At 68.9% G+C, this 26,080-nt stretch carries 20 protein-coding genes; 12 read left to right on the forward strand and 8 right to left on the reverse strand.

Features of this window, described 5'->3' with window-relative positions; all coding sequences use genetic code 11:
- Positions 1-105: 105 nt before the first annotated feature.
- The gene (gene dnaB / locus ACIO1C_RS04735; protein WP_401858614.1) at positions 106-1,584 is read right to left on the reverse strand and encodes a replicative DNA helicase; all 1,479 of its coding nucleotides are present in this window, start codon (positions 1,582-1,584) and stop codon (positions 106-108) included.
- A 422-nt stretch (positions 1,585-2,006) separates the two neighbouring features.
- Between dnaB and ACIO1C_RS04740 the strand changes: the two genes are divergently transcribed.
- Complete coding sequence (locus ACIO1C_RS04740) at positions 2,007-3,344, forward strand: MATE family efflux transporter (protein ID WP_401858617.1); 1,338 nt, start codon at positions 2,007-2,009, stop codon at positions 3,342-3,344.
- A gap of 97 nt (positions 3,345-3,441) precedes the next feature.
- On the opposite strand, the gene rplI is transcribed toward ACIO1C_RS04740, so the two are convergent.
- From rplI to rpsF, 4 genes are all read right to left on the reverse strand, one after another.
- Positions 3,442-3,888: a 50S ribosomal protein L9 gene (gene rplI, locus ACIO1C_RS04745; protein ID WP_161310987.1), complete on the reverse strand. Its 447-nt coding sequence runs from the start codon at positions 3,886-3,888 to the stop codon at positions 3,442-3,444.
- A gap of 18 nt (positions 3,889-3,906) precedes the next feature.
- Complete coding sequence (rpsR, locus tag ACIO1C_RS04750; protein ID WP_003967857.1) at positions 3,907-4,143, reverse strand: 30S ribosomal protein S18; 237 nt, start codon at positions 4,141-4,143, stop codon at positions 3,907-3,909.
- 45 nt (positions 4,144-4,188) lie between these two features.
- Entirely contained in the window at positions 4,189-4,812 is a 624-nt protein-coding gene (locus ACIO1C_RS04755; RefSeq protein WP_401858620.1) for a single-stranded DNA-binding protein, read from the reverse strand.
- A 77-nt stretch (positions 4,813-4,889) separates the two neighbouring features.
- The gene (gene rpsF, locus ACIO1C_RS04760; RefSeq protein WP_073787253.1) at positions 4,890-5,180 is read right to left on the reverse strand and encodes a 30S ribosomal protein S6; all 291 of its coding nucleotides are present in this window, start codon (positions 5,178-5,180) and stop codon (positions 4,890-4,892) included.
- Positions 5,181-5,450: 270 nt separating this feature from the next.
- On the opposite strand from rpsF, the gene ACIO1C_RS04765 reads away from it, so the two are divergent.
- The 3 genes from ACIO1C_RS04765 (at position 5,451) to ACIO1C_RS04775 (ending at position 8,158) form a co-directional block, all read left to right on the forward strand.
- Complete coding sequence (locus ACIO1C_RS04765; protein ID WP_401858622.1) at positions 5,451-5,765, forward strand: hypothetical protein; 315 nt, start codon at positions 5,451-5,453, stop codon at positions 5,763-5,765.
- A gap of 135 nt (positions 5,766-5,900) precedes the next feature.
- Positions 5,901-7,019: a lipid II:glycine glycyltransferase FemX gene (locus tag ACIO1C_RS04770; protein WP_401858625.1), complete on the forward strand. Its 1,119-nt coding sequence runs from the start codon at positions 5,901-5,903 to the stop codon at positions 7,017-7,019.
- Positions 7,020-7,126: 107 nt separating this feature from the next.
- The gene (locus ACIO1C_RS04775; protein ID WP_401858628.1) at positions 7,127-8,158 is read left to right on the forward strand and encodes an alanine racemase; all 1,032 of its coding nucleotides are present in this window, start codon (positions 7,127-7,129) and stop codon (positions 8,156-8,158) included.
- 91 nt (positions 8,159-8,249) lie between these two features.
- Here the strand turns inward: ACIO1C_RS04775 and ACIO1C_RS04780 are convergent, their stop codons facing one another.
- The gene (locus tag ACIO1C_RS04780; RefSeq protein ID WP_401858631.1) at positions 8,250-9,767 is read right to left on the reverse strand and encodes a glycosyltransferase family 87 protein; all 1,518 of its coding nucleotides are present in this window, start codon (positions 9,765-9,767) and stop codon (positions 8,250-8,252) included.
- A gap of 147 nt (positions 9,768-9,914) precedes the next feature.
- Positions 9,915-12,566, reverse strand: a complete 2,652-nt coding sequence (locus ACIO1C_RS04785; protein ID WP_401858634.1) for a transglycosylase domain-containing protein — start codon at positions 12,564-12,566, stop codon at positions 9,915-9,917.
- A gap of 370 nt (positions 12,567-12,936) precedes the next feature.
- On the opposite strand from ACIO1C_RS04785, the gene ACIO1C_RS04790 reads away from it, so the two are divergent.
- The 3 genes from ACIO1C_RS04790 to ACIO1C_RS04800 all read left to right on the forward strand — a co-directional run bounded on the left by ACIO1C_RS04790 (position 12,937) and on the right by ACIO1C_RS04800 (position 16,261).
- A complete protein-coding gene (locus tag ACIO1C_RS04790; protein WP_401858637.1) occupies positions 12,937-13,653 on the forward strand; it encodes a helix-turn-helix transcriptional regulator in 717 nt (238 codons plus the stop codon).
- Between the two features lie 56 nt (positions 13,654-13,709).
- Positions 13,710-14,792, forward strand: a complete 1,083-nt coding sequence (locus tag ACIO1C_RS04795; protein ID WP_401858640.1) for an inositol-3-phosphate synthase — start codon at positions 13,710-13,712, stop codon at positions 14,790-14,792.
- 155 nt (positions 14,793-14,947) lie between these two features.
- Positions 14,948-16,261, forward strand: a complete 1,314-nt coding sequence (locus ACIO1C_RS04800; protein WP_401858642.1) for an MFS transporter — start codon at positions 14,948-14,950, stop codon at positions 16,259-16,261.
- 11 nt (positions 16,262-16,272) lie between these two features.
- Here ACIO1C_RS04800 and ACIO1C_RS04805 read toward each other — a convergent pair whose 3' ends face one another.
- On the reverse strand, positions 16,273-17,715 hold the full coding sequence (locus ACIO1C_RS04805) for a CCA tRNA nucleotidyltransferase (RefSeq protein WP_401858645.1): 1,443 nt from the start codon (positions 17,713-17,715) through the stop codon (positions 16,273-16,275).
- A 212-nt stretch (positions 17,716-17,927) separates the two neighbouring features.
- On the opposite strand from ACIO1C_RS04805, the gene ACIO1C_RS04810 reads away from it, so the two are divergent.
- The 5 genes from ACIO1C_RS04810 (at position 17,928) to ACIO1C_RS04830 (ending at position 26,057) form a co-directional block, all read left to right on the forward strand.
- Positions 17,928-20,240, forward strand: coding sequence for a DUF6049 family protein (locus tag ACIO1C_RS04810; protein ID WP_401858648.1), 2,313 nt, complete (start codon positions 17,928-17,930; stop codon positions 20,238-20,240).
- Positions 20,241-20,285: 45 nt separating this feature from the next.
- Positions 20,286-22,475 (forward strand): murein biosynthesis integral membrane protein MurJ, encoded by a 2,190-nt coding sequence (murJ, locus tag ACIO1C_RS04815; protein WP_401858651.1) that lies wholly within the window; start codon positions 20,286-20,288, stop codon positions 22,473-22,475.
- A 119-nt stretch (positions 22,476-22,594) separates the two neighbouring features.
- Entirely contained in the window at positions 22,595-24,313 is a 1,719-nt protein-coding gene (locus tag ACIO1C_RS04820; protein WP_401858654.1) for a protein kinase family protein, read from the forward strand.
- Between the two features lie 38 nt (positions 24,314-24,351).
- Positions 24,352-25,053 (forward strand): RNA polymerase sigma factor SigM, encoded by a 702-nt coding sequence (gene sigM, locus ACIO1C_RS04825; protein ID WP_401858656.1) that lies wholly within the window; start codon positions 24,352-24,354, stop codon positions 25,051-25,053.
- Positions 25,050-26,057 (forward strand): hypothetical protein, encoded by a 1,008-nt coding sequence (locus tag ACIO1C_RS04830; RefSeq protein WP_401858659.1) that lies wholly within the window; start codon positions 25,050-25,052, stop codon positions 26,055-26,057. The genes sigM and ACIO1C_RS04830 overlap by 4 nt, the downstream gene beginning before the upstream one ends.
- Positions 26,058-26,080: the final 23 nt, after the last annotated feature.

Below are 26,080 nucleotides of genomic sequence, written 5' to 3' on the forward strand. Positions count from 1 at the left end.
ACGCGCCGACCCGCCGCTTGTCTCACGGCCGCTTCACAAGCGCAGCCGACGCGAAACGGAGCGTGAGACCGTGCAGCGAAATCTGAGACCCCACAACCGCCCCGCTCAGGTCTGCGCCATGTCCACAAAGCGCGAGTAGTGACCCTGGAACGCCACCGTGATCGTCGCCGTCGGACCGTTACGGTGCTTCGCCACGATCAGGTCCGCCTCACCCGCGCGCGGCGACTCCTTCTCGTACGCGTCCTCCCGGTGCAACAGGATCACCATGTCCGCGTCCTGCTCGATCGACCCCGACTCACGCAGGTCCGACACCATCGGCTTCTTGTCCGTACGCTGCTCGGGACCACGGTTCAGCTGCGACAGCGCGATCACCGGCACCGCCAGCTCCTTCGCCAGCAGCTTGAGGTTTCGCGACATGTCGGACACCTCCTGCTGACGGCTCTCCGCACGCTTCGAACCACCCGACTGCATCAGCTGCAAATAGTCGATCACCACCAGCCGCAAGTCGTTGCGCTGCTTCAGACGACGGCACTTCGCCCGGATCTCCATCATCGACAAGTTCGGCGAATCATCGATGTACAGCGGCGCCTGCGACACATCCGGCATCCGCCGCGCCAACCGCGTCCAGTCCTCGTCCGTCATCGTCCCCGACCGCATGTGGTGCAACGCCACACGCGCCTCCGCCGACAACAGACGCATCGCGATCTCGTTCCGCCCCATCTCCAGCGAGAAGATCACGCTCGGCAGATTGTTCTTGATGGACGCCGCGCGCGCGAAGTCCAGCGCCAGCGTCGACTTACCCATCGCGGGACGAGCCGCGATGACAATCATCTGACCAGGGTGCAGACCGTTCGTCAGCGAATCGAAGTCCGTGAACCCCGTCGGCACCCCCGTCATCTCACCGCTGCGCGAACCGATCGCCTCGATCTCGTCCAGCGCGCCCTCCATGATGTCGCCGAGCGGCAGATAGTCCTCACTGGTCCGCTGCTCGGTGACCGCGTAGATCTCCGCCTGGGCGGAGTTCACGATCTCGTCGACATCCCCGTCCGCCGCGTATCCCATCTGCGTGATCTTCGTACCCGCCTCGACGAGCCGCCGCAGCACCGCCCGCTCATGGACGATCTCCGCGTAGTACGAGGCGTTCGCCGCGCTCGGCACCGACTGGACGAGCGTGTGCAGATACGACGCCCCGCCGACCCGCGTGATCTCCCCACGCTTGGTCAGCTCCGCCGCCACCGTGATCGGGTCGGCCGGCTCTCCCTTGGCGTACAGGTCGAGAATCGCCTGAAAGACCGTCTCATGCGCCGGACGGTAGAAATCGTGCCCCTTGATGATCTCCACGACATCCGCGATCGCGTCCTTGGACAGCAACATGCCACCCAAGACCGACTGCTCGGCATCCAGATCCTGCGGAGGCACCCGCTCGAACCCGGTCGCTCCGCCGTCCCACGCGCTGTCGTCACGACCGCGCTCGTGCTGCTCCTCACGGCCCCGGCCCTCGCTACGGCGCTGCCGGGAGACAGGCAGACGGTCACCTGGACCGGTGTCGGTCCAGGGGTCGTCCAACGGCTCGGGAATGGTCACCGGCCACCTCCTCACGTCCGCTCAGCGGACCTCGCCGTGCCACTCTTTCTACGGCACGACACTGACAAAACGAGAGGCCAAACTCCGGTTCCGGCGCGTCGGACGCCGGTCCACGGTAGGCCCGTCCGCGACGTCAGCCAATCTTGTTATCCACAGGCCATGTGGACGAGAGACCAGATGCTGTGGAGAACTTGCCTGATCCTGTGTACGGACCGGGGGACAGCACTGTGGACAAAATCATAGAGACCCTGCGGCGACCATGCTGACCTGGGCTTTTTCCGTCCACCGGCTGTGGGGGAGAAAAACTTTCCCGACTGGACCAAGATCAGAACAAACGACGCACGAACGAGCCCCCGAACCCGCTCGACGTAAGGATCACAGGTCCTTTGCGTCTCTTACCTGTGGAAGATTAGATTGAGCGCATGACACAGGCACCCCTGGCAGCCAAGGCGACCCGCCGCCGACACGACCGCGAGATCCTCGCGCTCGCCGTCCCCGCGTTCGGCGCGCTCGTCGCCGAACCGCTCTTCGTGATGGTCGACAGCGCGATCATCGGCCATCTGGGTACGCGTCAGCTCGCCGGACTGGCGATCGCGGCGGCCCTGTTGACCACCGCGGTGAGCGTCTTCGTCTTCCTCGCCTACGCCACCACGGCGGCCGTCGCCCGACGCGTGGGCGCGGGGGACTTCCGGGCCGCCATCCAGCAGGGCATGGACGGCATCTGGCTCGCGATCCTGCTCGGCGTCGGGGTCATCGCCGTCACCCTGCCCACCGCGCCGTGGCTCGTCGACCTGTTCGGGGCCTCGGACACCGCGGCGCCGTACGCCATCACGTATCTGCGCATCTCCAGCCTGGGCATACCGGCCATGCTGGTAGTGCTGGCCGCCACCGGGGTGCTGCGGGGACTCCAGGACACCAGGACGCCTCTGTACGTCGCCGTCGGTGGCTTCGGCGTCAACGCGGCGCTCAACGCGCTGTTCGTCTACGGCCTCGGGTTCGGGATCGCCGGGTCCGCGTGGGGCACGGTGGTCGCGCAGTGCGGCATGGCGGCCGTCTATCTGGTGGTGGTCGTACGGGGAGCGCGCCGGCACGGTGCCTCCCTGCGTCCCGATCCCGCGGGGATACGGGCGGGCGCGCAGGCCGGAGTGCCGTTGCTGGTCCGTACGTTGTCGCTCCGGGCGGTGTTGCTGATCGCCACGGCGGTGGCGGCGCGGCTGGGTGATGCCGATATCGCGGCTCACCAGATCATTCTGTCGCTCTGGAGTCTGACGGCTTTTGCGCTGGACGCGATAGCGATCGCCGGGCAGGCGATCATCGGCCGGTATCTGGGGGCGGGTGATACCCGGGGGGCGCGGGAGGCGTGCCGTCGGATGGTGCAGTGGGGGGTGGTGTCGGGGATGTTGTTCGGGGTGTTGATCGTGCTGGCGCGTCCGTTGTTCGTTCCGTTGTTCACGGGGGATCAGGTGGTGCGGGACACGTTGGTGCCGGCGTTGTTCGTGGTGGCGGTGTCGCAGCCGGTTTCGGGGGTGGTGTTTGTGCTGGACGGGGTGCTGATGGGGGCGGGGGACGGCCGGTATCTGGCGGGGGCGATGGTGGTGACGTTGGCGGTGTTCGCGCCGGTGGCGTTGGCGGTGCCGTCGTGGGGTGGGGGGTTGACGGCGTTGTGGTGGGCGATGGGTCTGATGATGGTGGTCCGGCTGGTGACGTTGTGGCGGCGGGCGCGTTCCGGGCGGTGGTTGGTGACGGGCGCGACGCGGTGAGATGTCCGGTTTCACGTGAAACATCGCACGGAACGGCGAGAGGGCCGCATCCTCGGGTGGGATGCGGCCCTCTCTGATGCTCTGTCGAGCGCTGCGGTTACGCGGCGATGACCTCGATGCCGAGCTTCGCGGCGACCTCGGGGTGCAGACGCACGGACACCTGGTGCGAGCCCAGGGTCTTGATCGGCGATCCGAGTTCGATGCGGCGCTTGTCGACGTCCGGGCCGCCGGCCGACTTGATCGCCGAGGCGAGGTCGGCGGGGGTGACGGAGCCGAAGAGGCGGCCGGCGTCGCCGGAGCGAACGGCCAGACGCACCTTGACGCCTTCGAGGCGGGCCTTGATCTCGTTGGCCTGCTCGATGGTCGCGATTTCGTGGATCTTGCGCGCGCGCCGGATCTGCGCGACGTCCTTCTCGCCACCCTTGGTCCAGCGGATCGCGAAACCGCGCGGGACCAGGTAGTTGCGGGCGTAGCCGTCCTTGACCTCGACGACGTCGCCCGCGGCACCGAGGCCAGTGACCTCGTGAGTGAGGATGATCTTCATGATTCGGTCACCCTCCCCTTATCGCGCGGTGGACGTGTAGGGCAGCAGCGCCATCTCACGGCTGTTCTTGACGGCCGTGGCGACGTCGCGCTGGTGCTGTGTGCAGTTGCCGGTGACGCGGCGGGCACGGATCTTGCCGCGGTCGGAAATGAACTTCCGCAGCATGTTCGTGTCCTTGTAGTCCACGTACTGGGTCTTGTCCTTGCAGAATGCGCAGACCTTTTTCTTGGGCTTGCGCACAGGCGGCTTCGCCATGTGTATCTCCTGTTTGATCAAGAAGTGGGGTAACGAGCCGGTCCCTTAGAAGGGGGGCTCGTCCGAGTAGCCGCCGCCGGAGCTTCCGCCGGAGCTTCCACCCCAGCTGCCTCCGCCGTTGCCCCCGCCGCCGCTGGGCGGCTGGCTGCCGCCGGCCGGTGCGCTGGTGGCCCACGGGTCGTCGGCGGGAGCCCCGCCACCGCCCTGCGGGCTGCCGCCGCCGGAGCCGCCGCCCCAGCTGCCGCCGCCCTGCTGGCCGCCGCCACCGCCGCCGCCGTACCCGCCCTGGCCCTGACCACCGCGGCCGGTGGTCTTGGTGACCTTGGCCGTGGCGCTCTTGAGGCTGGGGCCGACTTCTTCGACGTCCAGCTCGTAGACCGTGCGCTTGACGCCCTCACGGTCTTCGTAGGACCGCTGCTTCAGCCGGCCCTGCACGACGACGCGCATGCCTCGCTGGAGCGACTCCGCGACGTTCTCCGCCGCCTGACGCCAGACCGAGCAGGTGAGGAACAGGCCTTCGCCGTCCTTCCACTCGTTGGTCTGCCGGTCGAAGATGCGGGGTGTGGACGCGACACGGAACTTCGCGACCGCCGCACCGGACGGGGTGAAGCGCAGCTCGGGGTCGTCGACGAGATTGCCGACGACCGTGATGACGGTCTCGCCTGCCATGGGTGAACCTCTCGGCGGGGATTGCTTCTGGCTGCTTGCTGCTGCTACTCGAACCCGATGACGTGTGAGCTAGGTGCTCAGTGGGTCTCGGGGCGGAGGACCTTGGTCCGGAGGACCGACTCGTTCAGGTTCATCTGTCGGTCGAGCTCCTTGACGATCGCGGGCTCTGCCTGCAGATCGATGACCGAGTAGATGCCCTCGGGCTTCTTCTTGATCTCGTAAGAGAGACGACGACGGCCCCAGGTGTCGACCTTTTCGACCTTTCCGTTGCCCTCACGGACGACGGAGAGGAAGTTCTCGATCAGCGGGGAGACAGCGCGCTCCTCGAGATCGGGGTCGAGGATGACCATCACTTCGTAGTGACGCATATGGAACCCACCTCCTTTGGACTCAGCGGCCACGGTCGTTCCGTGGCAGGAGGGTCGTGATGCGTAGCAACGGTATCGGCCGCCACTGACAATCCGGCTCGGTGAGCGGGGGATCGTGTTCTGGCCTGGGCAGACACCGGTGCAGACCGTACAGACTACCCGCAGAGCGGCTTCCGGTTGAAATCCGGTCCCGGGTGGGCACAATCTGTACACATCGGGTGTGTGCGGCGCTGGCGTGCGCCGCCTTCCGGCAAAGCCAGGAGGTGCCTCATGGCACAGGCAATGCGACCGAACTCGGCCCGTTCCCTCTTCGCGACGGACGGGAAGCCTCATCCGCTCCAGGACAGCCTGATCGCGGTGGCGTGGGTGCTGGGTGTGCTGGCGGTGACTACCGCGTTCTTCCACAATCTGCATCTGCTCACGTCGTGGGCGGGGCTGGTGGGGATCTTCGCGGGGGGTAGCGCACAGTTCATCTCGGTCACCACGCGTGAGCGTTTTCTGGCGGTCCTGGGGTTGGGGGCGTCGGCGGTCGGCTTCTACATCGGGATGGCGCACGGTGGTCTGTTCGGCGGGGTGATCGGCTGACGGGCCGCTCCACGGCACGGCCGGCCGTCGCTCCACCGCACGGCCAGTCGGGGCGCTTCACGGGCGCAGTAGGCTTCGGCGCGAGAGCCGGAGCCCCTGTATCCATGGGGACACACCTGCCGAGGAGCGCCCCGCATGAGCCTGACCCTGAGGACCATCAGTCGTGAGCAGCATCTGGCGTACATCCAGAGCCTGCCCGCGGCGAGTCATTGCCAGGTCCCGGCTTGGGCCGACGTGAAGACGGAGTGGCGTTCGGAGAACCTGGGCTGGTTTGACAAGGACGGTCAACTCGTCGGCGTCGGGCTGGTGTTGTATCGGCAGTTGCCGAAGATCAAGCGGTATCTGGCGTATCTGCCGGAGGGTCCGGTGCTGAACTGGCACGCGCCCAATCTGGACGAGTGGATGCAGCCGATGCTGGCGCATCTGAAGCATCAGGGCGCGTTCTCGGTGAAGATGGGGCCGCCGGTGGTGATCCGCCGTTGGGACGCGGGCGCGATCAAGTCGGGTATTCAGGACCCGGATGTGAAGCGGCTGCGTGACGTCGAGGCGACGCATATCGAGCCGCGCGCGTTCGAAGTGTCGGACCGGTTGCGGAAGATGGGCTGGCAGCAGGCGGAGGACGGCGGTGCCGGTTTCGGTGACGTACAGCCTCGGTATGTTTTCCAGGTGCCGCTGGCGAATCGTTCGCTGGATGATGTCCTGAAGGGCTTCAATCAGTTGTGGCGGCGGAATATCAAGAAGGCCGAGAAGGCCGGTGTCGATGTGGTCCAGGGTGGTTACGGGGACCTGGAGGAGTGGCAGCGGCTGTACGAGATCACCGCGGAGCGTGATCATTTCCGGCCGCGGCCGCTCTCGTACTTCCAGCGTATGTGGAGTGTCCTGAACACCGAGGACCCGAATCGTATGCGGCTGTACTTCGCGCGTCACGAGGGTGAGAACGTGGCGGCGGCGACGATGCTGATCGTCGGTGGGCATGTCTGGTACTCGTACGGGGCGTCGGCGAACCACAAGCGTGAGGTGAGGCCGTCGAACGCGATGCAGTGGCGGATGTTGCGCGACGCGTACGCGATGGGTGCGACGGTCTACGACCTGCGTGGTATTTCGGATTCGCTGGACGAGACGGATCATCTTTTCGGTCTGATCCAGTTCAAGGTGGGTACCGGTGGCGAGGCTGTCGAGTACATCGGGGAGTGGGACTTCCCGTTGAACAAGTTGTTGCACAAGGCGCTCGACATCTACATGTCGCGTCGCTGACCGTGCCGGCGGGCGGGCGGAGTTTTCCGTGAAGCCGCCGGGATTGGCAAGTTTGTTCCTATCCTTTCGTTCTTACACCGCTGCCACGAGAAAGGTTCCGGCCCGGCATGGCGCTCTCTCTCTACGTCGACACCGCGCGCTGGCGGGCGCATCAGAAGTCGGTCATCGATCAGTTCCCCGGGCTTGTCCCGGTGTGCAAGGGCAATGGCTACGGCTTCAGTCATGAGCGTCTCGCGGACGAGACGACCCGCTTCGGTTCCGACATGCTCGCTGTCGGGACCATTTACGAGGCCGCCCGGATCAAGGACTGGTTCAGTGGCGACCTGCTCGTTCTGACGCCCTTCCGGCGGGGGGAGGAGCCGGTTCCGCTGCCTGACCGTGTGGTGCGTTCCGTCTCCTCCGTGGACGGGGTGTTCGCCCTGGTGGGTGCCCGTGTGGTCATCGAGTGCATGAGTTCGATGAAGCGTCATGGGGTGAAGGAGGAGGAGCTGGGCCAGTTGCACGCGGCCATCGAGGACGTGCGGCTGGAGGGTTTCGCCCTGCATCTCCCGCTGGACCGTACGGACGGTTCCGACGCGGTCGAGGAGGTCATCGGCTGGATGGACCGGTTGCGTGCGGCGCGGCTGCCGTTGCACACGATGTTTGTGAGTCATCTGCGGGCGCAGGAGCTGACGCGGTTGCAGCAGCAGTTCCCGCAGACGCGGTTCCGGGCTCGGATCGGGACGCGGCTGTGGCTGGGTGATCATGAGGCGACGGAGTACCGGGGCGCGGTGCTGGATGTGACGCGTGTCTCGAAGGGTGACCGGTTCGGTTACCGGCAGCAGAAGGCGGCGTCGGACGGCTGGCTGGTGGTGGTGGCCGGCGGGACGTCGCACGGGGTGGGCCTGGAGGCCCCGAAGGCGCTGCACGGGGTGATGCCGCGGGCCAAGGGGGTGGCGCGGGCGGGTCTGGCGACGGTGAACCGGAATCTGTCGCCGTTCGTGTGGGACGGGAAGCAGCGGTGGTTCGCGGAGCCGCCGCACATGCAGGTGTCGATCCTGTTCGTGCCGGCGGACGCGCAGGAGCCGAGGGTGGGTGCGGAGCTGGTGGCGCACCTGCGGCACACGACGACGCAGTTCGACCGGATCGTGGATCGCTGATCCTGCGTGGTTCCCGGGTGTTCCCGGGGGCCGTACCCGGGCCTGGGGGCCGTACCTCGGGCCCGGAGGCCGTACGGCCCCTCGTAAGCCCTCAGACGCCTCCTGACGGCCGTCCCGCGGTCTCCGTGTCCGGCGGCGGGGCTCCCCAGTCGACCCGCGGCCCGTCCGCCGCCGGCATCCCGTCGTACGGGGTCCGGGCGGGGAGTCCGAGCGCGTGTACGTCCTGTGCCCCGTCCAGGACGCCGCCGGAGGGGTCGTCGGAGCCGTCGGCCCGTACGCCGTCCCGTTCGGGGAGCAGGATGTCGCGTACGACCATCGCGCACAGGTAGAGGGTCCCGGCGACGTGCAGGGCGATGGCGAGCTGGTAGCCCTCGGTGGGGAGTCCCTTGTGGCTGTCGCCGCTCATCGTGTACGCGAGGTACATCCAGATGCCCAGGAAATACATGACCTCGCAGGCCTGCCAGATCAGGAAGTCGCGCCAGCGGGGGCGGGCCAGTGCGGCGAGCGGGACGAGCCACAGGACGTACTGCGGTGAGTAGACCTTGTTGGTGAGGATGAAGACGGCGACGACGAGGAAGGCGAGCTGCGCGAAGCGCGGCCGTCGGGGGGCCATCATCGTGAGTGCGCCGATCGCCGCGCAGCCGAGGGCGACGAGAAGGGTCGCGGCGGTGTTGACGGTCTCGATGTTGATGGGGCTGCCGGTGCGCTGGGTGATGACCAGCCAGAAGGATCCGAAGTCGATGCCCCGTTCCTGGCTGAACGTGTAGAACTTCTGCCATCCCTGGGGGGCGAGCAGCATCACGGGGAGGTTGACCGCGAGCCAGGAGCCGGCGGCGCCGAGGACGGCGGTGGTGTACTCCCGGAATTTCCCGGCCCGCCAGCAGAGGAAGAGCAGGGGGCCCAGGAGCAGGACGGGGTAGAGCTTGGCGGCGGTCGCGAGGCCGATGAGGATGCCGAAGGCCAGGGGCCTGGAGCGGGACCACATGAGCATGGCGGCGGCGGTGAGCGCGACGGCGAGCAGGTCCCAGTTGATGGTCGCGGTGAGCGCGAAGGCGGGCGCGAGGGCGACGAGCAGGGCGTCCCAGGGGCGGCGGCGGTGGACGCGCGCGGTGCAGACGGCGATGACGGCCGCGCAGATCATGAGCATGCCCGCGTTGACCATCCAGTACATCTGCTCGCGGTACTGCATGGAGCCGCCGGGGGTGAGCCAGGAGGCGACCTCCATGAAGAGTCCCGTCAGGACGGGGTACTCCAGGTACTGCATGTCGCCGTTGAGGCGGTCGAAGTACGGGACGAGGTTGTCGGAGAAGCCGCGTCCTACGTAGAGGTGTGGGATGTCCGAGTAGCAGGCGTGGGTGTACTGCGAGGTGGCGCCGCGGAACCAGGCCCAGTCGTAGCAGGGCATCTTCTGGGCCATGCCGAGGGCGAACATGCCGATCGCGACGAGGGCGATGACGCGGACGGGGGTGAGGCGGCTGCTGCCGTGCCAGGCCCAGCGCCCGGCGGGGCCGCCGATCAGTTCGCTGCCGGCGGCGGCGATCTCGTCCCGCCGGGTGGGGGCGACGACCGTCTGGTCCTGGTGCACGGTGGTCTCTTCTGCGCTGGGCATGGCGCCCATCCTGCCGTACGGCCCTGTGACGCGGCGAGGGCCGCCGTACCGCCGCGTACCGGGTGGGTACGCGGGGTGCGGCGGCCCTCGTGGGCGCTGCCGGGGTGTGGGGGCGGTGGGCCCCCGGGTGGTCGGCCTGCGGGGCGGTCAGCCCTGTTGGCCGCCGAAGATGCCGCCGTCGCCGCCGCCGTTGCCACCGCCACCGGGGTCGCCGGGGGGTGAGGTGGTCGTGGAGGGGGTGCCGGTGTTGCCGCCGTTCTGGCCTCCGTTGTTGCCGCCTCCGTTGTCGCCGCCGCCGTTCTGTCCGCCGTTGTTGTCACCGCAGCCGAAGAGCCTGGTGCAGGTGTCGGAGGGGGTGGGTTCTTCGGAGGGGGTTTCGCTGGGGGTCTCCGAGGGGGTTTCGCTGGGGCTCTCGGAGGGGCTCTCGCTGGGCGAGGCGGTTTCGCTGGGGGTGGGGCTGGGGCTGGCGCCGCCGCCGTACCAGGCTTCACCGAGGGATTCGGGCTTGGGGAAGGGCAGGGGCTTCTCGCCCTTCATGGCTTCCATCATGTAGTCGCGCCAGATGGTGGAGGGGAAGGAGGCTCCGTGGATCTTCTCCTCCCCACCGGTACCGAACATCTCCTCGAACTTGCGGTCCGCGTTCGTCGCGTCGTCGTCGAGGCGGTACATGTCGACCGCGGTGGAGATCTGCTTGGTGTACCCGACGAACCAGGCCGACTTGTTGCCGTCGGTGGTGCCGGTCTTGCCGGCGACCTGGTGGCCCGGGAGCTGGGCGTTGCTTCCTGTGCCGTCCTCCACGACGGTCTTGAGGACGTCCGTGACGGTGTCCGCGACCGGTGCCGAGAAGGCGGTCTTGACCTTGCCCTCGTGGGTGTAGACGGCCTTGCCCTTCTGGACGACCTTCTCCACGGAGTACGGCTCCCGCTGCTTGCCGCTGGACGCGAAGGTGGAGTAGGCGCCCGCCATGCGGATGGCGCTCGGCGTGGAGATGCCGATGGAGAACGACGGGACGTCGTTGGGGTTCATGGAGCCGTTGTTCAGCAGGCCCGCGCTGATGGCGGCCTGCCTCACCTGCGGGATGCCGACGTCCATGCCGAGCTGCACGTAGGGGGAGTTGGCGGACTCCCGCATGGCCTCACGCAGGTCGATGGGGCCGTACGACTTGCCGCCGTCGTTGGTCTGACGCCACTCGTTGCCCTCTTTGTCGGTCCAGATGGAACCGTCGAATCTCTTGATCTTGAGCTTGTTGTCGCCGTTGTAGATCGTCTTGTCCGGCGCGACGATCGTGCGCTTCCCGGACCCCTTGGGGTCCTGCACCCCGTCCTCCATCGCCGCGGCCAGCACGAACGGCTTGAAGGTCGATCCGACCTGGGCACCGGTCTCGTTGGCGTTGTTGGTGAAGTGCTTGGTGGCGTCCTGGCCGCCGTAGATGGCGAGGATCGCGCCTGTCTCGTTGTCGATGGAGGCGCCGCCGAACTGGACGTGCGTGTCGGTGTCCGGACGCTTCTTGGGATCGATCTTCGCGTCGTAGACCTTGCTGACGGCCTTGTCGAGGGCCGCGACCTTGTCCTTCTTGAAGGTCGTGTGGATCTCGTAGCCGCCGGCGGACAGCGTCTTCGCGTCGATGCCGAGGCCGGTGTTGTTCAGCACGTACGACTTGGCGAGGTCGACCAAGTATCCGGTCTGCCCGCCCAGCTTGTCGTTCTTCTTCAGCGGGTCGGGCATCGGGAACTTGGAGAACTTGGCGCGCTCCGCCTGGGTGAGCTTCTCCTCGACCACCAGCTCGTCGAGGATGCCCGCCCAGCGCTTCGTGGCCCGCCCGAGGTTGTCCTCGGGGGTGGCGGCGGAGTCGTACTCCGTGGCGCCCGCCGGATCGTAGTACGTCGCGCCCTTGAGGAGCGTGGCGAGGAAGGCGCACTGGCTGGAGTTGAGCTTCGCCGCGTCCACTCCGTAGTACGTGCGGGCGGCGGCCTGGAGGCCGAAGGCACCGCGTCCGTAGTAGGAGGAGTTCAGGTACCCCGCCATGATCTTCTTCTTGCCCCACTCGTTGCCCACCTTGATGGAGATGAACAACTCTTTGAACTTGCGGCTCAGCGTCTGGTTCTGGTCGTTGAGCACGGCGTTCTTGACGAACTGCTGGGTGATGGTGGAACCACCCTGCGTCTCGCCGCCCTTGGCCATGTTCACGAAGGCGCGGGCGATGCCCTTGGGGTCGACGCCGGAGTCCTCCCAGAACGTCTTGTTCTCGGCGGCGACCACCGCCTCCTGCATCTCGATCGGGATCTCGGAGTAGTCGAGGATCTGCCGGTTGACCTCACCACCGGTGGCCGCCATCTGAGTGCCGTCGGCCCAGTAGTAGACGTTGTTCTGGGCCACCGCGGTGTCGACGATGCTCGGCGTCTTCACCATGGCGTACGCGATCGACGCGGCCCCCATGAGGGAGGCGCAGAAGGCCAGGAAGAGACCCGTGGTCAGCTTCCAGGAGGGGGTCCAGCGCCGCCAGCCGTACTTGTCGTGGCGCGGATAGTCGATGATGCGCTTCTTGCGCGGCGGACCACCCCGGCCGCGGCCGGGTGGTCCTTCCGGATGTCCGGCGCGCCGGCCGCCGCGCTGCGAGGCGCGTCTGGCCTCGGCGCGGCCCCCGGCGGGGCGCTCCTCCTCGTACGCGTCGGAGGGGGCGGCCGAATCGGCTCCACGGGAATGATCCGCGCGACGGCCGGACGGCTGCTGGGCCGCACGCCTGGCCGCGACACGTCCGCCACCCTGCGACTGTGGCGATTTGCGACGGTGCTCGCTCATCGAACGACTACTCCTCGGGCAGGCGCATACGCCTGGAAGCGGCAGTTGAGTTCCGGTACCCCCGACCTCAATACGGACGGGCCCGGTGTCGGGCTCATCCGCCATGCATCCGGTGGGCCGAGTGGCTTGTCGTTCACTCGCGCCCCAGGGTCCCCGGTGGTCTGCATGCCGCACAGACTACGCACGGTCAAACCCCTCCGAGAGCTGAAGTTCATGCCAAACCAGGCAAGTTGCTTGATGAGAATTAAGGATGTGACGCCGTTCACCATGTCCCCTCTTGTCGCAGGAGCATCTCCCCTCTATCGTCGTGATGTATCGAGTCGATACATCAGTACGGCATAAGGGTCCTGAATGACGGAGGAGGCGAAGGGTGAGCAGACGCTCGGGCATCCTTGAGTTCGCCGTCCTCGGTCTTCTCCGTGAGTCCCCCATGCACGGCTATGAGCTGCGGAAACGGCTCAATACCTCGCTGGGGATCTTCCGGGCGTTCAGTTACGGGACGCTCTATCCGTGTCTCAAGACGCTGGTCGCGAGCGGCTGGTTGATCGAGGAGCCGGGGAGCGCTCCGGAGGACGCTCTCGCCGCGTCCCTCGCGGGCCGCCGGGCGAAAATCGTCTACCGCCTCACGGCGGCGGGCAAGGAGCACTTCGAGGAGCTCCTGTCGCACACCGGTCCCGACGCCTGGGAGGACGAGCACTTCGCGGCTCGGTTCGCCTTCTTCGGCCAGACGGAGCGCGAGGTGCGGATGCGGGTGCTGGAAGGCCGCCGCAGCCGGCTGGAGGAGCGTCTGGAGAAGATGAGCGCCTCCCTTTCCCGTACGCGCGAGCGCCTCGACGACTACACGCTCGAGCTTCAGCGGCACGGCATGGAGTCCGTGGAGCGCGAGGTGCGCTGGCTGAACGAGCTCATCGAGAGCGAGCGGGCGGGGCGGGACCGGCGACGGTCGGGCCCCGGGGACCCCGCTGAGCAGGAAGAGACATCCGTGGAGGTGGACGGCCTGCCCCGGCACCGGGACACCGCGTCTCCCGGGGGTACGCCCCCGGGTCGCGGCGGCCCGCCGGATCCGTCCGCCGACACGGCCACGTGAGATCCCGCATCTTCGCGGGCCTCATCAGAACACTGAGATCACAGGGAGCAAGCGGAATGGGTTCGGTTCGCGTAGCCATCGTCGGCGTGGGCAACTGCGCCGCCTCGCTGGTGCAGGGCGTCGAGTTCTACAAGGACGCCGACCCGGCGGGCAAGGTCCCGGGTCTGATGCACGTCCAGTTCGGCGAGTACCACGTGCGGGACGTCGAGTTCGTCGCCGCCTTCGATGTCGACGCGAAGAAGGTCGGCCTCGACCTCGCGGACGCCATCGGCGCCAGCGAGAACAACACCATCAAGATCTGTGACGTGCCCTCCAGCGGCATCACCGTCCAGCGTGGCCACACGCTGGACGGCCTGGGCAAGTACTACCGCGAGACGATCGAGGAGTCCGGCGAGGAGCCGGCCGACATCGTCCAGACCCTCAAGGACCGGCAGGTGGACGTTCTCGTCTGCTACCTGCCCGTCGGTTCCGAGGCCGCCGCGAAGTACTACGCGCAGTGCGCCATCGACGCCAAGGTCGCCTTCGTCAACGCCCTCCCGGTCTTCATCGCCGGTACGAAGGAGTGGGCGGACAAGTTCACCGAGGCCGGTGTCCCGATCGTCGGCGACGACATCAAGTCCCAGGTCGGCGCGACCATCACGCACCGCGTGATGGCGAAGCTCTTCGAGGACCGGGGCGTTGTCCTGGACCGCACGATGCAGCTGAACGTCGGCGGCAACATGGACTTCAAGAACATGCTCGAGCGTGAGCGCCTGGAGTCCAAGAAGATCTCCAAGACGCAGGCGGTCACCTCTCAGATCCGCGACCGCGACCTGGGCGCCGACAACGTCCACATCGGCCCGTCGGACTACGTGGCGTGGCTCGACGACCGCAAGTGGGCGTACGTGCGCCTCGAAGGCCGTGCCTTCGGCGACGTTCCGCTGAACCTGGAGTACAAGCTGGAGGTCTGGGACTCCCCGAACTCCGCGGGTGTCATCATCGACGCCGTGCGCGCCGCGAAGATCGCCAAGGACCGCGGGATCGGCGGCCCGATCCTCTCGGCGTCGTCGTACTTCATGAAGTCCCCGCCGGTGCAGTACTTCGACGACGAGGCCCGTGACAACGTCGAGAAGTTCATCCGCGGCGAGGTCGACAAGTAAAGCCCCGCGTTTCGCGGGAGCCGTTTCAGCACGATGAAGTCAGCACCATGACTTCAGCAGGATGAGGAGGGTCACCGGGCCGCCGGCCCGGTGACCCTCCTCTTCTGTGCCGCCTGTCCCTTCTGTGTCACCGGCGGGTGTGTGACGCTGGCTCCATGTCCGTCGTGGGTGATCTGCGCGTACTCCTGCGCCTCGGTGATTTCCGCCGCCTGCTGACCGTCCGTCTGCTCTCGCAGGCCGCCGACGGCGTCTTCCAGGTCGCGCTCGCCACCTATGTGGTCTTCTCCCCCGAGAAACAGACCTCGCCGGCCGCGATCGCCTCCACCATGGCTGTACTGCTGCTGCCGTACTCCCTGATCGGTCCGTTCGCGGGCGTGCTGCTGGACCGCTGGCAGCGCCGGCAGGTGTTCCTGTACGGGAACCTGCTGCGGGCCCTGCTGGCCGGCTGTACGGCTCTGCTGATCCTGGCGCAGGTGCCCGACTGGCTGTTCTACGTCTCCGCGCTGTCGGTGACGGCGGTCAACCGGTTCGTTCTCGCGGGGCTCTCGGCCGCCCTGCCCCGGGTGGTGGACGCGGAGCGCCTGGTGGTCGCCAACTCCCTTTCCCCGACGGCCGGGACGCTGGCGGCGACCGCCGGGGGCGGTCTGGCCTTTCTCGTACGGCTCACGGTCCTGGACTCCGCAACCGCCGTGGTGCTGCTGGGCGCTGTCCTCTATCTCTGTGCGGCGCTGGCCTCGCTCCTGATGGCGCGTGAACTGCTGGGGCCCGTACGGGCGCCGGACCGGCCGCGGTTCGGTGCGGCGGTGGCGTCCACCGTGCGGGGGCTCGGGGACGGGCTGCGGCATCTCGCGCGGCGGCCGGGGGCGGCGCGGGCGCTGGCGGCGATGGGGGTGATGCGCTTCTGCTACGGGGCGCTGACCGTGATGCTGCTGATGCTCTGCCGGTACGCCTGGACGGACCGGGAGTCGGACGGGCTGGCGCTGCTCGGCCTTGCCCTCGGTGTGTCCGGAGCCGGGTTCTTCGCCGCCGCGGTGGTCACCCCGTGGGCGGCGGGGCGGCTCGGTACCGCTGCCTGGACGTCGTGGTGCGCGGGTTCCGCGGCGGTGCTGCTGCCTCTTCTGGGGCTGCCCTTCGCGCCCGCGCCGCTGATCGTGGCCGCGTTTGTCCTCGGTCTGGTGACGCAGGGGGCGAAGATCGCGACGGACACGGTGGTGCAGACGGCGGTGGACGACACATTCCGGGGCCGGGTCTTCTCGCTCTACGACGTGCTGTTCAACATTGCCTTTGTCGGGGCGGCGGGGGTGGCGGCGCTGGTGCTGCCACAGGACGGCCGGTCGGCGCCGCTGGTGGTGGCGGTGGCGCTTCTCTACGCGGCTGTCGCCGTGGCGATGACGCGCAAGGGCGATGTTTCACGTGAAACATCGCCCTGGGAACGCCTCGACGGGGGTCATGTTTCACGTGAAACATGACCCCGCCGCCGTCAGTCCTGGGTGGCCCACCACTCCTTGAGGGCGGTGACGGCCGCATCGCGTTCCATCGGGCCGTTCTCCAGCCGCAGCTCCAGCAGGAACGTGTAGGCGGCGCCGATCGCCGGGCCCGGGCCGACCCCGAGGATCTCCATGATCTGGTTGCCGTCGAGGTCGGGCCGGATGGACTCCAGCTCTTCCTGTTCCTGGAGCTGGGCGATCCGGTCCTCCAGCCCGTCGTAGGCCTGGGAGAGGGCGTTCGCCTTGCGTTTGTTGCGGGTGGTGCAGTCCGAGCGGGTCAGCTTGTGGAGCCGGCTGAGGAGCGGGCCGGCGTCGCGGACGTAGCGCCGGACCGCCGAGTCGGTCCACTCGCCGGTGCCGTATCCGTGGAACCGCAGGTGGAGTTCCACCAGCCGGGACACGTCACGGATCAGGTCGTTGGAGTACTTCAGCGCGGTCATGCGCTTCTTGGTGAGCTTGGCGCCCACCACCTCGTGGTGGTGGAAGGAGACCCGGCCGTCCTTCTCGAAGCGCCGCGTGCGGGGCTTGCCGATGTCGTGGAGCAGGGCGGCCAGCCGCAGGACGAGGTCGGGGCCGTCCTCCTCCAGGTCGATGGCCTGCTCCAGCACGGTGAGTGAGTGCTCGTACACATCCTTGTGGCGGTGGTGCTCGTCGCTCTCCAGCCGCAGGGCCGGCAGCTCGGGCAGGATCCGCTCGGCGAGCCCGGTGTCGACGAGTAGCGCCAGGCCCTTGCGGGGGTGGGTGGAGAGGAGCAGCTTGTTGAGTTCGTCGCGGATCCGCTCGGCGGAGACGATCTCGATCCGTTCGGACATCGCCTTCATGGCGGCGACCACGTCCGGGGCGACCTCGAAGTCCAGCTGGGCGGCGAAGCGCGCGGCCCGGAGCATGCGCAGCGGGTCGTCGGAGAAGGAGTCCTCGGGGGTGCCGGGGGTGCGCAGCACCTGGGCGGAGAGGTCCTCCAGGCCGCCGTGCGGGTCGATGAAGTCCTTCTGCGGCAGGGCGACGGCCATCGCGTTGACCGTGAAGTCGCGGCGGACGAGGTCTTCCTCGATGGTCCGGCCGTAGGACACCTCAGGTTTGCGTGATGTCCGGTCGTAGGCCTCGGAGCGGTACGTGGTGACCTCGATCTGGTAGCCGTCCTTCTGGCTGCCGACCGTGCCGAAGGCGATACCGACCTCCCAGACCGAGTCCGCCCAGGGCCTGACGATTCTCAGGACGTCCTCGGGGCGGGCGTCGGTGGTGAAGTCCAGGTCGTTGCCGAGCCGGCCGAGCAGGGCGTCCCGGACGGAACCGCCGACCAGGGCGAGCGTGAATCCGGCATCCTGGAATCGGCGTGCGAGGTCGTCGGCGACGGGGGACACCCGGAGCAGTTCGCTGACCGCGCGGCGCTGCACCTGGTTCAGTGCGCTGGGATTGTCTTCATTGGCGTTCGGCACAACAGAAAAGATTACGTGTCCTGGCCGGTGCGGGCTCCCCCGTTTCCGGCGGCCCGGCCTCCGATGCACGGGTTTCGGGCGGGGCATGAGATTCTTCCGATCATGTGGGGCGGTGCCCAGCACTTCGCCACAGCGCACATCGTTACCATGCGTGGACGCAGCAGTCGACAACCACCAACGGCAGCAGACGATGACGAGGGACGGGCGAGCGCGTGGCCGAGGCGGCAGACTTCCAGGGGAGGGGACACTCTCCTGCCCGCCGGTGGCTGTGGCGCGCAGCCTCCCTGATGGCGGGTGCGCCGCTCCTGGGCGCGCTGGTGGCCGGTGCGGGGGCTCCCGCGGCTCAGGCCGCGGTGGAGGCCACCGGGACGCGTACGGTCGCTGTGGCGCTCGACACGCTGACGCCGAGCGCTCCGGTGAAGGGCGACACGCTGGTCATCTCGGGCACGGTGACCAACAAGAGCAAGAGCGCGGTCACCGAGGCGCGGGTGGATCTGCGGGTGGGTCCGCCGCTGTCCGGCCGGACAGCCATCGACGACGCGGCTGAGCGCTCCCCCGACACGGCGGGCGAGGTGCCGCCGCTCGGCGGCAAGTACAAGGTCGATCTCGCGAAGCTCGCCCCGGGCGTGCCGTACACCTTCTCCCTGTCCGTGCCGGTCGGCAAGCTCGGCCTGGGCGAGGACGGGGTGTACCAGCTCGGTGTCTCGGTGAGCGGGGACACGGTGGACGCCCCGTACGAGCACGTGGTGGGCGTCCAGCGGACCTTCCTTCCCTGGCAGCCCGAGGCGACGGGCAAGAGGACCCAGATCACGTACCTCTGGCCGCTGATCTCGACGACGCGCCTGTCCGCGCAGACCGGGTCCGACGACCAGCAGACGCCGGTCTTCGAGAACGACGACCTGACCAAGGAGCTGGCTCCGGGTGGCCGGCTGGACCAGCTGGTCTCGCTCGGCAATCAGCTTCCTGTCACCTGGGTCATCGATCCCGACCTGCTCGCCAGTGCCGACGCGATGGCCGGCAACTACCGGGTCAGGAGCGGGAAGACCACGGTCCCCGGAAAGAGCCAGACCGTGGCCAGGCAGTGGCTGAACTCCCTGGAGAAGGCCGTGCAGGGCCGCAAGGTCGTGGCGCTGCCGTTCGCGGATCCCGACCTGGCGTCGCTGGCCCACCGCGGCAAGAATGTCTCCGGGTCGCTCAGTCAGCTCCAGCCCGCCACGGACGCGGCGGTCAGCACCGTGGACACCGTCCTGCACGTGAAGCCGTCGGTCGATTTCGCCTGGCCGGTGAACGGGGCGATCGATCCGTCGATCGTCGACGTGGCGACCTCGGCGGGCGCGCACAAGGTGATCACCCGCAGCGACAGCCTCCAGGACAACCTGTCCTACACGCCCACCGCGGCCCGGCCCATCGGCGGCGGCACCACGGCGGTCGTGGCCGACACCCGGCTCTCCACCGCCTTCCAGGGCGACATGACGTCGGCGGACGACTCGATCCTCGCGGTGCAGACGTTCCTCGCCCAGTCCCTCGCCGTGACCTTGCAGCAGCCCGAGAACCAGCGCAGCATCGTGGTCGCCCCCCAGCGGATGCCCACGGCCGCCCAGGCGCAGTCGATGGCACAGGCGCTGCACGGTCTGGACCCCGAGCGCTGGACGCAGACCTCGGACCTGCTGGCGGCGGCCGCGGCCAAGCCGGACGCCGAGGCCAATACGAAGGTGCCGGGCGCGTCCCGCTACCCGAAGAAGCTCCGCAACCAGGAACTGTCGACCCAGGCGTTCCAGGAGATCAGGACCACCCAGGACGCGCTCGACAAGTTCAAGGCCGTCCTGAGCCTGCCCGACCGGGTCGACGCCCCCTTCAGCAACGCGATCAACCGCGCGCTGTCGACGTCGTGGCGCGGGGACCGGACGGACGCCGAGCAGTACCGGCGGAGCGTGGACACGTACCTGCGGACCCTGACGGACGAGGTGCAGCTGGTCCCGAAGTCCGACCTCACCCTCTCGGGGCGCAGCGCGACCATCCCGGTGACCGTGCAGAACAACCTGCTCCAGGGGGTGGAGCATCTGATGCTGCGCCTGGAGTCGGGCCAGCCGACGCGTCTCAAGATCGACGGGAGCCGGGACGTCGCGGAGCAGCCCATCAAGATCGACGGCGGGCACAGCCAGTCGGTGAAGTTCTCCGCCGCGGGCAATGCCAACGGCCGGGTCGAGGTGACCGCTCAGCTGTACACGGTGGACGGCAAGCCGTACGGCAAGAGCATGACGTTCAAGGTGAAGGTCTCCGAGGTCACCCCGACGGTGCTGCTGGTGATGGCGGCCGGCGTGCTGCTGCTGGCGCTCGCCGGGGTCAAGATGTACAGCCAGCGCAAGCGGGCGGCGGCGCGCAAGGCGGCGGCCGTGACCGGGGACGGCGAGTCCGTGCCCGGGGACGAGCGGGACGTGGATCCCGGGCAGCGGAGTGACCCGACACCGGACACCGGACCGGAAAGCGCAAACCCGTCGGACACGGGTGAGAAAGTGGACCGTTGAGCGAGGTCGTGGCCGGTCGGCCGGGGACGATGAGGTGGGGTAACCATGAACGCGCCGTACGACGGTGATCGCGGGCAGGGCGCGGCCGGCGATCCGGCAGGCCAGGTTCCGCCCTCTGGCAGGCCCGCCCAGGACCCCTATGCCGCCCCGGACCCCTACGCGCAGAATCCCCCTGTCCCTGACCCCTACGTTCAGGACGCCTACCGGCAGGATCCGTACTGGGCGCACGACGTGACCGCGCAGGATCCGGTGGGCGAGGCGTTGTACGACCGCGCGTCGCACCCGCCGCCGCCTCCCGGCTCGTACCAGGACACGACGCAGCTGTACCAGCAGCCGCAGGCGCAGCAGTACCCGCCGGATCCCCGGATCTGGGCGCAGACCCCGCCGCCGGAGCCGGCCGGGGTGTCGCGTCATCTGCCGTACGGGGACGATCCGCACACCACCCAGTTCACGGGAGTCGACGAGTTGGTCTCGCAGGCCGGTGCGGAGACGCCCCCGCCGGACGCGTTCGCGCACCTGTACCGGGATCAGCAGGGCCTGGCCAGGACTCCGGTGGCGACGGAGCCCGAGCCGCTCCCGGTGCCGCCGCCGCCCGCGAAGGCGGGCGGGCGCGCCTCGGGTCTGCTGAAGTCGAGTGCGCTGATGGCGGCGGGCACGCTGGTGTCGCGGCTCACCGGTTTTGTACGGAGCCTGGTGATCACCGCGGCGCTCGGCGCCGCGCTGCTCGGTGACTCGTACACGGTGGCGGCGACCCTGCCGACGATGATCTACATCCTGACCGTGGGCGGCGGCCTGAACTCCGTGTTCGTCCCGCAGCTCGTGCGGTCGATGAAGAACGACGACGACGGCGGGGTGGCGTACGCCAACCGCCTGCTGACGCTGGTCGTGGTGGCGCTGGGTGTCATCGTGGCCGTGGCGGTCTTCGCGGCTCCGCTGCTGATCCAGCTGATGTCGGACACGATCGCGGGCAACGCGGCCGCGAACAACGTGGCCGTCACCTTCGCCCGCTACTGCCTGCCCACGATCTTCTTCATGGGTGTGCACGTGGTCATGGGCCAGATCCTCAACGCGCGCGGGAAGTTCGGCGCGATGATGTGGACCCCGGTCCTCAACAACATCGTCGTGATCGCCACGTTCGGCCTGTTCATCTGGGTGTACGGCACCGCCGACACCTCCGAGATGACCGTGCGGACCATCCCGCCCGACGGGGTGCGGCTGCTGGGCATCGGCACCCTGCTCGGTCTCACCGTGCAGGCCCTCGCGATGATTCCCTACCTGCGCGAGGCCGGGTTCCGTTTCCGTCCCCGGTTCGACTGGAAGGGCCACGGCCTCGGCAAGACCGTCAAGCTGGCCAAGTGGACGGTCCTGTTCGTCCTCGCCAACCAAGCCGGCGTCCTGGTCGTCACCCAGCTGGCCACCGCGGCGGGTCACGCCTCCGGCAGGGACGGCACGGGCATCCTGGCCTACAGCAACGCCCAGTTGATCTGGGGCATGCCGCAGGCCATCATCACCGTCTCCGTCATGGCCGCCCTGCTGCCGCGGATCTCCCGCGCCGCGCAGGACGACGACCCGGGCGCGGTGCGCGACGACATCTCCCAGGGGCTGCGCAACTCGGCGGTCGCGATCGTGCCCATCGCCTTCGCCTTCCTGGCGCTGGGTGTCCCGATGTCCACGCTGCTGTTCTCGTCGAGCGGCCTGGAGTCGGCGCGGTCCATGGGCTTCATCCTGATGGCGTTCGGCCTCGGGCTGATCCCGTATTCGGTGCAGTACGTCGTGCTGCGCGGCTTCTACGCGTACGAGGACACCCGCACCCCCTTCTACAACACGGTGATCGTCGCGGCCGTCAACGCCGGCGCCTCCGCCCTCTGCTACGTGGTGCTGCCCGCCCGGTGGGCCGTCGTCGGCATGGCCGCCTCGTACGGGCTGGCCTACGCGGTCGGTGTCGGTATCGCCTGGCGCAGGCTCAAGAAGCGCCTCGGCGGGGACCTGGACGGCGGCCGGGTCATGCGGACGTACGCCCGTCTGTGCCTGGCCTCCGTCCCGGCGGCCCTGGTCGCGGGCGCGGCGGCCTACTTCCTCCTCCAGTCGCTCGGCAGCAGCGCCGGGGCGTCGCTGGTGGCGCTCGTGGGCGGCGGGATCGTCCTGTTGGCCGTCTTCTTCGTCGCGGCGAAGAAGATGCGGATCGAAGAACTCAACTCCATGGTGGGCATGGTGCGCGGGCGCCTGGGACGCTAGAGCGGGGCGGCCGGGCACAACCATCACCGGCCGCCGCGTGTCGTGCATAGCGTCCGACTGTGGGCACAATTGGCTTGGCTGTTGGACAGCACGCAACGGATGGGGAGGCAGGAGCGACGGTGGCGGAACGTAGCACGGCTGCCGTCGACGTGGCCGACAACGGCGGCGACGAGCCGCCGACCGCCAAGGCGGACAAGGCCACGGCCGACGGGTTGTCGAAGACCCCGCACACGGCGGACGAGTCCGCCGCAGCCACGGACGGCGAACGGCAGGGCACCGACCCGGCCGTCGCCGCACCGGAGCTGCACAGCGGTCACAAACTCGCGAGACGCTACCGCCTGGAGGAGTGCGTCACCCGTCTGGACGGTTTCAGCAGCTGGCGTGCCGTGGACGAGAAACTGCGCCGCGCCGTCGGTGTGCATCTCCTTCCCGCGGACCACCCACGGGCGCGTTCCGTGCTCGCCGCGGCCCGGTCCGCCGCCCTGCTCGGCGACCCCCGCTTCGTCCAGGTCCTGGACGCCGTCGAGGAGAACGACCTCGTCTATGTCGTCCAGGAGTGGCTGCCCGACTCCGTCGAGCTCACCGCGCTGCTCGCCGCGGGCCCCCTGGAGCCCCACGACGCCTACCAGCTCGTCAGCCAGCTCTCCCAGGCCATGGCGGCGGCCCACCGGGAAGGCCTCGCCCATCTGCGGCTGACTCCCGGAGCGGTCCTGCGCACCTCCAGCGGCCAGTACCGCATCCGGGGGCTCGCGGTGAACGCCGCGCTGCGCGGCATCCGCGCCGAACGGCCCCAGCGCACCGACACCGAGGCGATCGGCGCGCTCCTCTACGCCGCGCTGACCCAGCGCTGGCCGTACGACACCGACGCGTACGGGCTCTCCGGGCTGCCGAAGGGTGTCGGGCTGATCGCCCCGGACCAGGTGCGCGCGGGTATCCACCGCGGTCTGTCCGAGCTCGCGATGCGGGCGCTGGTCAACGACGGGGCCACGGCCTCCCGTCAGGAGCCGCCCTGCACCACGCCGGACGAACTGGCCGCGGCCGTCGCGGAGATGCCGCGCATCCGGCCGCCCGAGGCGTCGTTCGTGGCACCGCCGGACTACCAGCGCACCACGTACCAGCAGGGCACGTACGGCCAGCAGGGCACATACGGACAGCAGCCCGGCGGCCCCGGAACCACTCCTGGCCGTGCCGTGCCCGTCCCGCCGCCCCCGCTCCAGGGCCGCACCGGCAAGGCCCTGAAATGGACCGTCGCCGCGCTCCTCATCGCGGCGCTCGGCCTGGGCAGCTGGCAGGTCGCGGACCGGCTCCTCGGGGAGGAGAACACCCAGGACGATCCGGGGACCACCCGCACCACGAACGACACCGGGGACAAGGCACCGCGCCCCGCGAAGCCGATCGCCATCGTCGGCGCCCACGACTTCGACCCGTTCGGCTCGGACAGGTCCGAGAAGCCCGCCGGGATAAGGAACAGCTACGACGGCGACCCCAGCACGTACTGGAACACCGACGGCTATCTGAGCGCGAGGCTGGGGAACCTCAAGTCCGGGGTCGGCGTCATCCTGGACCTCGGCAGCGCCAAGCAGGTCCGGAGTGTGAAGGTCTCCTTCGACGGCGGGGACACGTCGGTGGAGCTGCGCGCCGCGTCCGCCGGGACGACGGAGCAGCCCACCGAACTGACGGGCTTCGGGAAGGTCGCGGAGGGATCCGGTACGGATGTCACCCTCAAGCCCGGCAAGCCGTTCCGGACGCGGTACGTTCTGGTCTGGCTGACCAAGCTCCCGCCGTCCGACGGTGCCTTCTTCCGGGGCAAGGTCTCCGAAATCAAGATCACCGGCTGACCGGGCCGGCTGACCGGACCAGGGGAGGGGGCTCACCGTTGGACGACGCCGCGCTCGGCGACACGAACGACCAGGACCTCCTGGCCGCGCACGTCGCAGGCGACCCCGACGCCTTCGGCGAGCTGGTACGGCGCCATCGCGACCGGCTCTGGGCGGTCGCCCTGCGGACGCTGGGGGACCGCGAGGAGGCGGCCGACGCCGTCCAGGACGCCCTGGTCTCCGCCTTCCGCGCCGCCCACACGTTCCGCGGCCAGTCCGCCGTGACGACCTGGCTCCACCGCATCACCGTGAATGCCTGCCTCGACCGGGCCCGTAAGGCCGCCTCCCGCAAGACCTCTCCCATGGAGGACACCGAGCGGCTGGAGCAGCTCCTCGAACCCCATGAGTCCGCGGAGGCGCCCGCCGAGCGCCAGGACCTTCACCGTGAGCTGCTGGCGGCCCTGGCCAAGCTCCCCGTCGACCAGCGCGCCGCACTGGTGCTGGTGGACATGCAGGGATACCCCGTGGCGGAGGCCGCACGGGTGCTGGGGGTGCCCACCGGGACGGTGAAGAGCCGGTGCGCCCGCGGCCGGGCCAGACTGCTCCCCCTTCTCACCCATCTGCGGGCGGACACCGGGGATAGCGGTCAGCTCGCCGGGGGAAGGAACCGGACGCCGGGGACATCCGTCCCACCGGCATCGGCGCCGAAGGATTCAGCACCGAGTGATCCTGTAGTGAAGGGCGGAGGTGGGCGCGCGTGACATCGACGACCGACACAACTCAGCACCCGGACGTCTCGGAGATCTCCGACCTGACGGAGGGGCTGCTCGCACCGTCCCGGGCCGCCGATGTGCAAGAGCATCTCGACGGCTGTGCGCTGTGCACGGATGTCCACGCCTCGCTGGAAGAGATCAGGGGACTGCTCGGCACCCTGCCCGGCCCCCCGAGGATGCCGGCGGACATCGCCGGGCGCATCGACGCGGCGCTGGCGGCGGAAGCCCTTCTGGCCGCCACCGCACCCGATGACACAGCAGATGTTTCACGTGAAACAACGTCCGCCGAACCGCCCTCCGGCGCCTCCCCCGACGAGCCGCCGGCCGAGCCCGTCGTCGCGACGACGGGGGACGTGACAGCGGTGGACGCGGCCGCTTCGGACGCCGTACGGACCGACCGGCCCGCCGGCCGTCCCCGGGCGGCCACCGGCCCGGGCCGGAGCGCCCAGAGCCGCCGCCGTCGCCGTAACACCGTCCTGGGTGCCGTCTTCGGCACAGCGGCCGTCGGTGTGAGCGTCTTCCTGCTCCACTCGATCGCGACGTCGTCCCTGGACGACAACTCCGCCGACTCCAGCTCAGCCGCCAAGTCGGCCCCGGTCGGCCCCCGGGTGCTCTCGGAGAGCAGTCTCCAGGAGCGGGTGGACGCCCTTCTCTCCGCCGGCCCTTCCGCATCCGCAGGCGCGTCCTCAGGACAGAAGAGCGTGCGGCCGCAGCAGGACAACCCCGGCGCGGACGAGCGGACGACCAACACTCCCCTGTTGCAGCCCGCGCCCCCGGTACCGGCCTGTATCCAGCTGGGTACCGGCCGCGCCGACCCCGTCCTCGCCGTCGAGCAGGGCGTCTACCAGGGCAGCAGCGCCTACCTCGTCGTACTGCCGCAGCCCGGGGACAGCACCAGGGTCCAGGCGTACGTGATCGACGCGGCCTGCGTCGACACCGCCCCCACGGGCAAGGGCACCGTCCTGCTGACGCACTCCTACCCGCGCCACTGACCAGCCCTCCGCGCCGCCACGGG

This window comes from Streptomyces sp. NPDC087420, assembly GCF_044744165.1.
Lineage (GTDB): Bacteria > Actinomycetota > Actinomycetes > Streptomycetales > Streptomycetaceae > Streptomyces.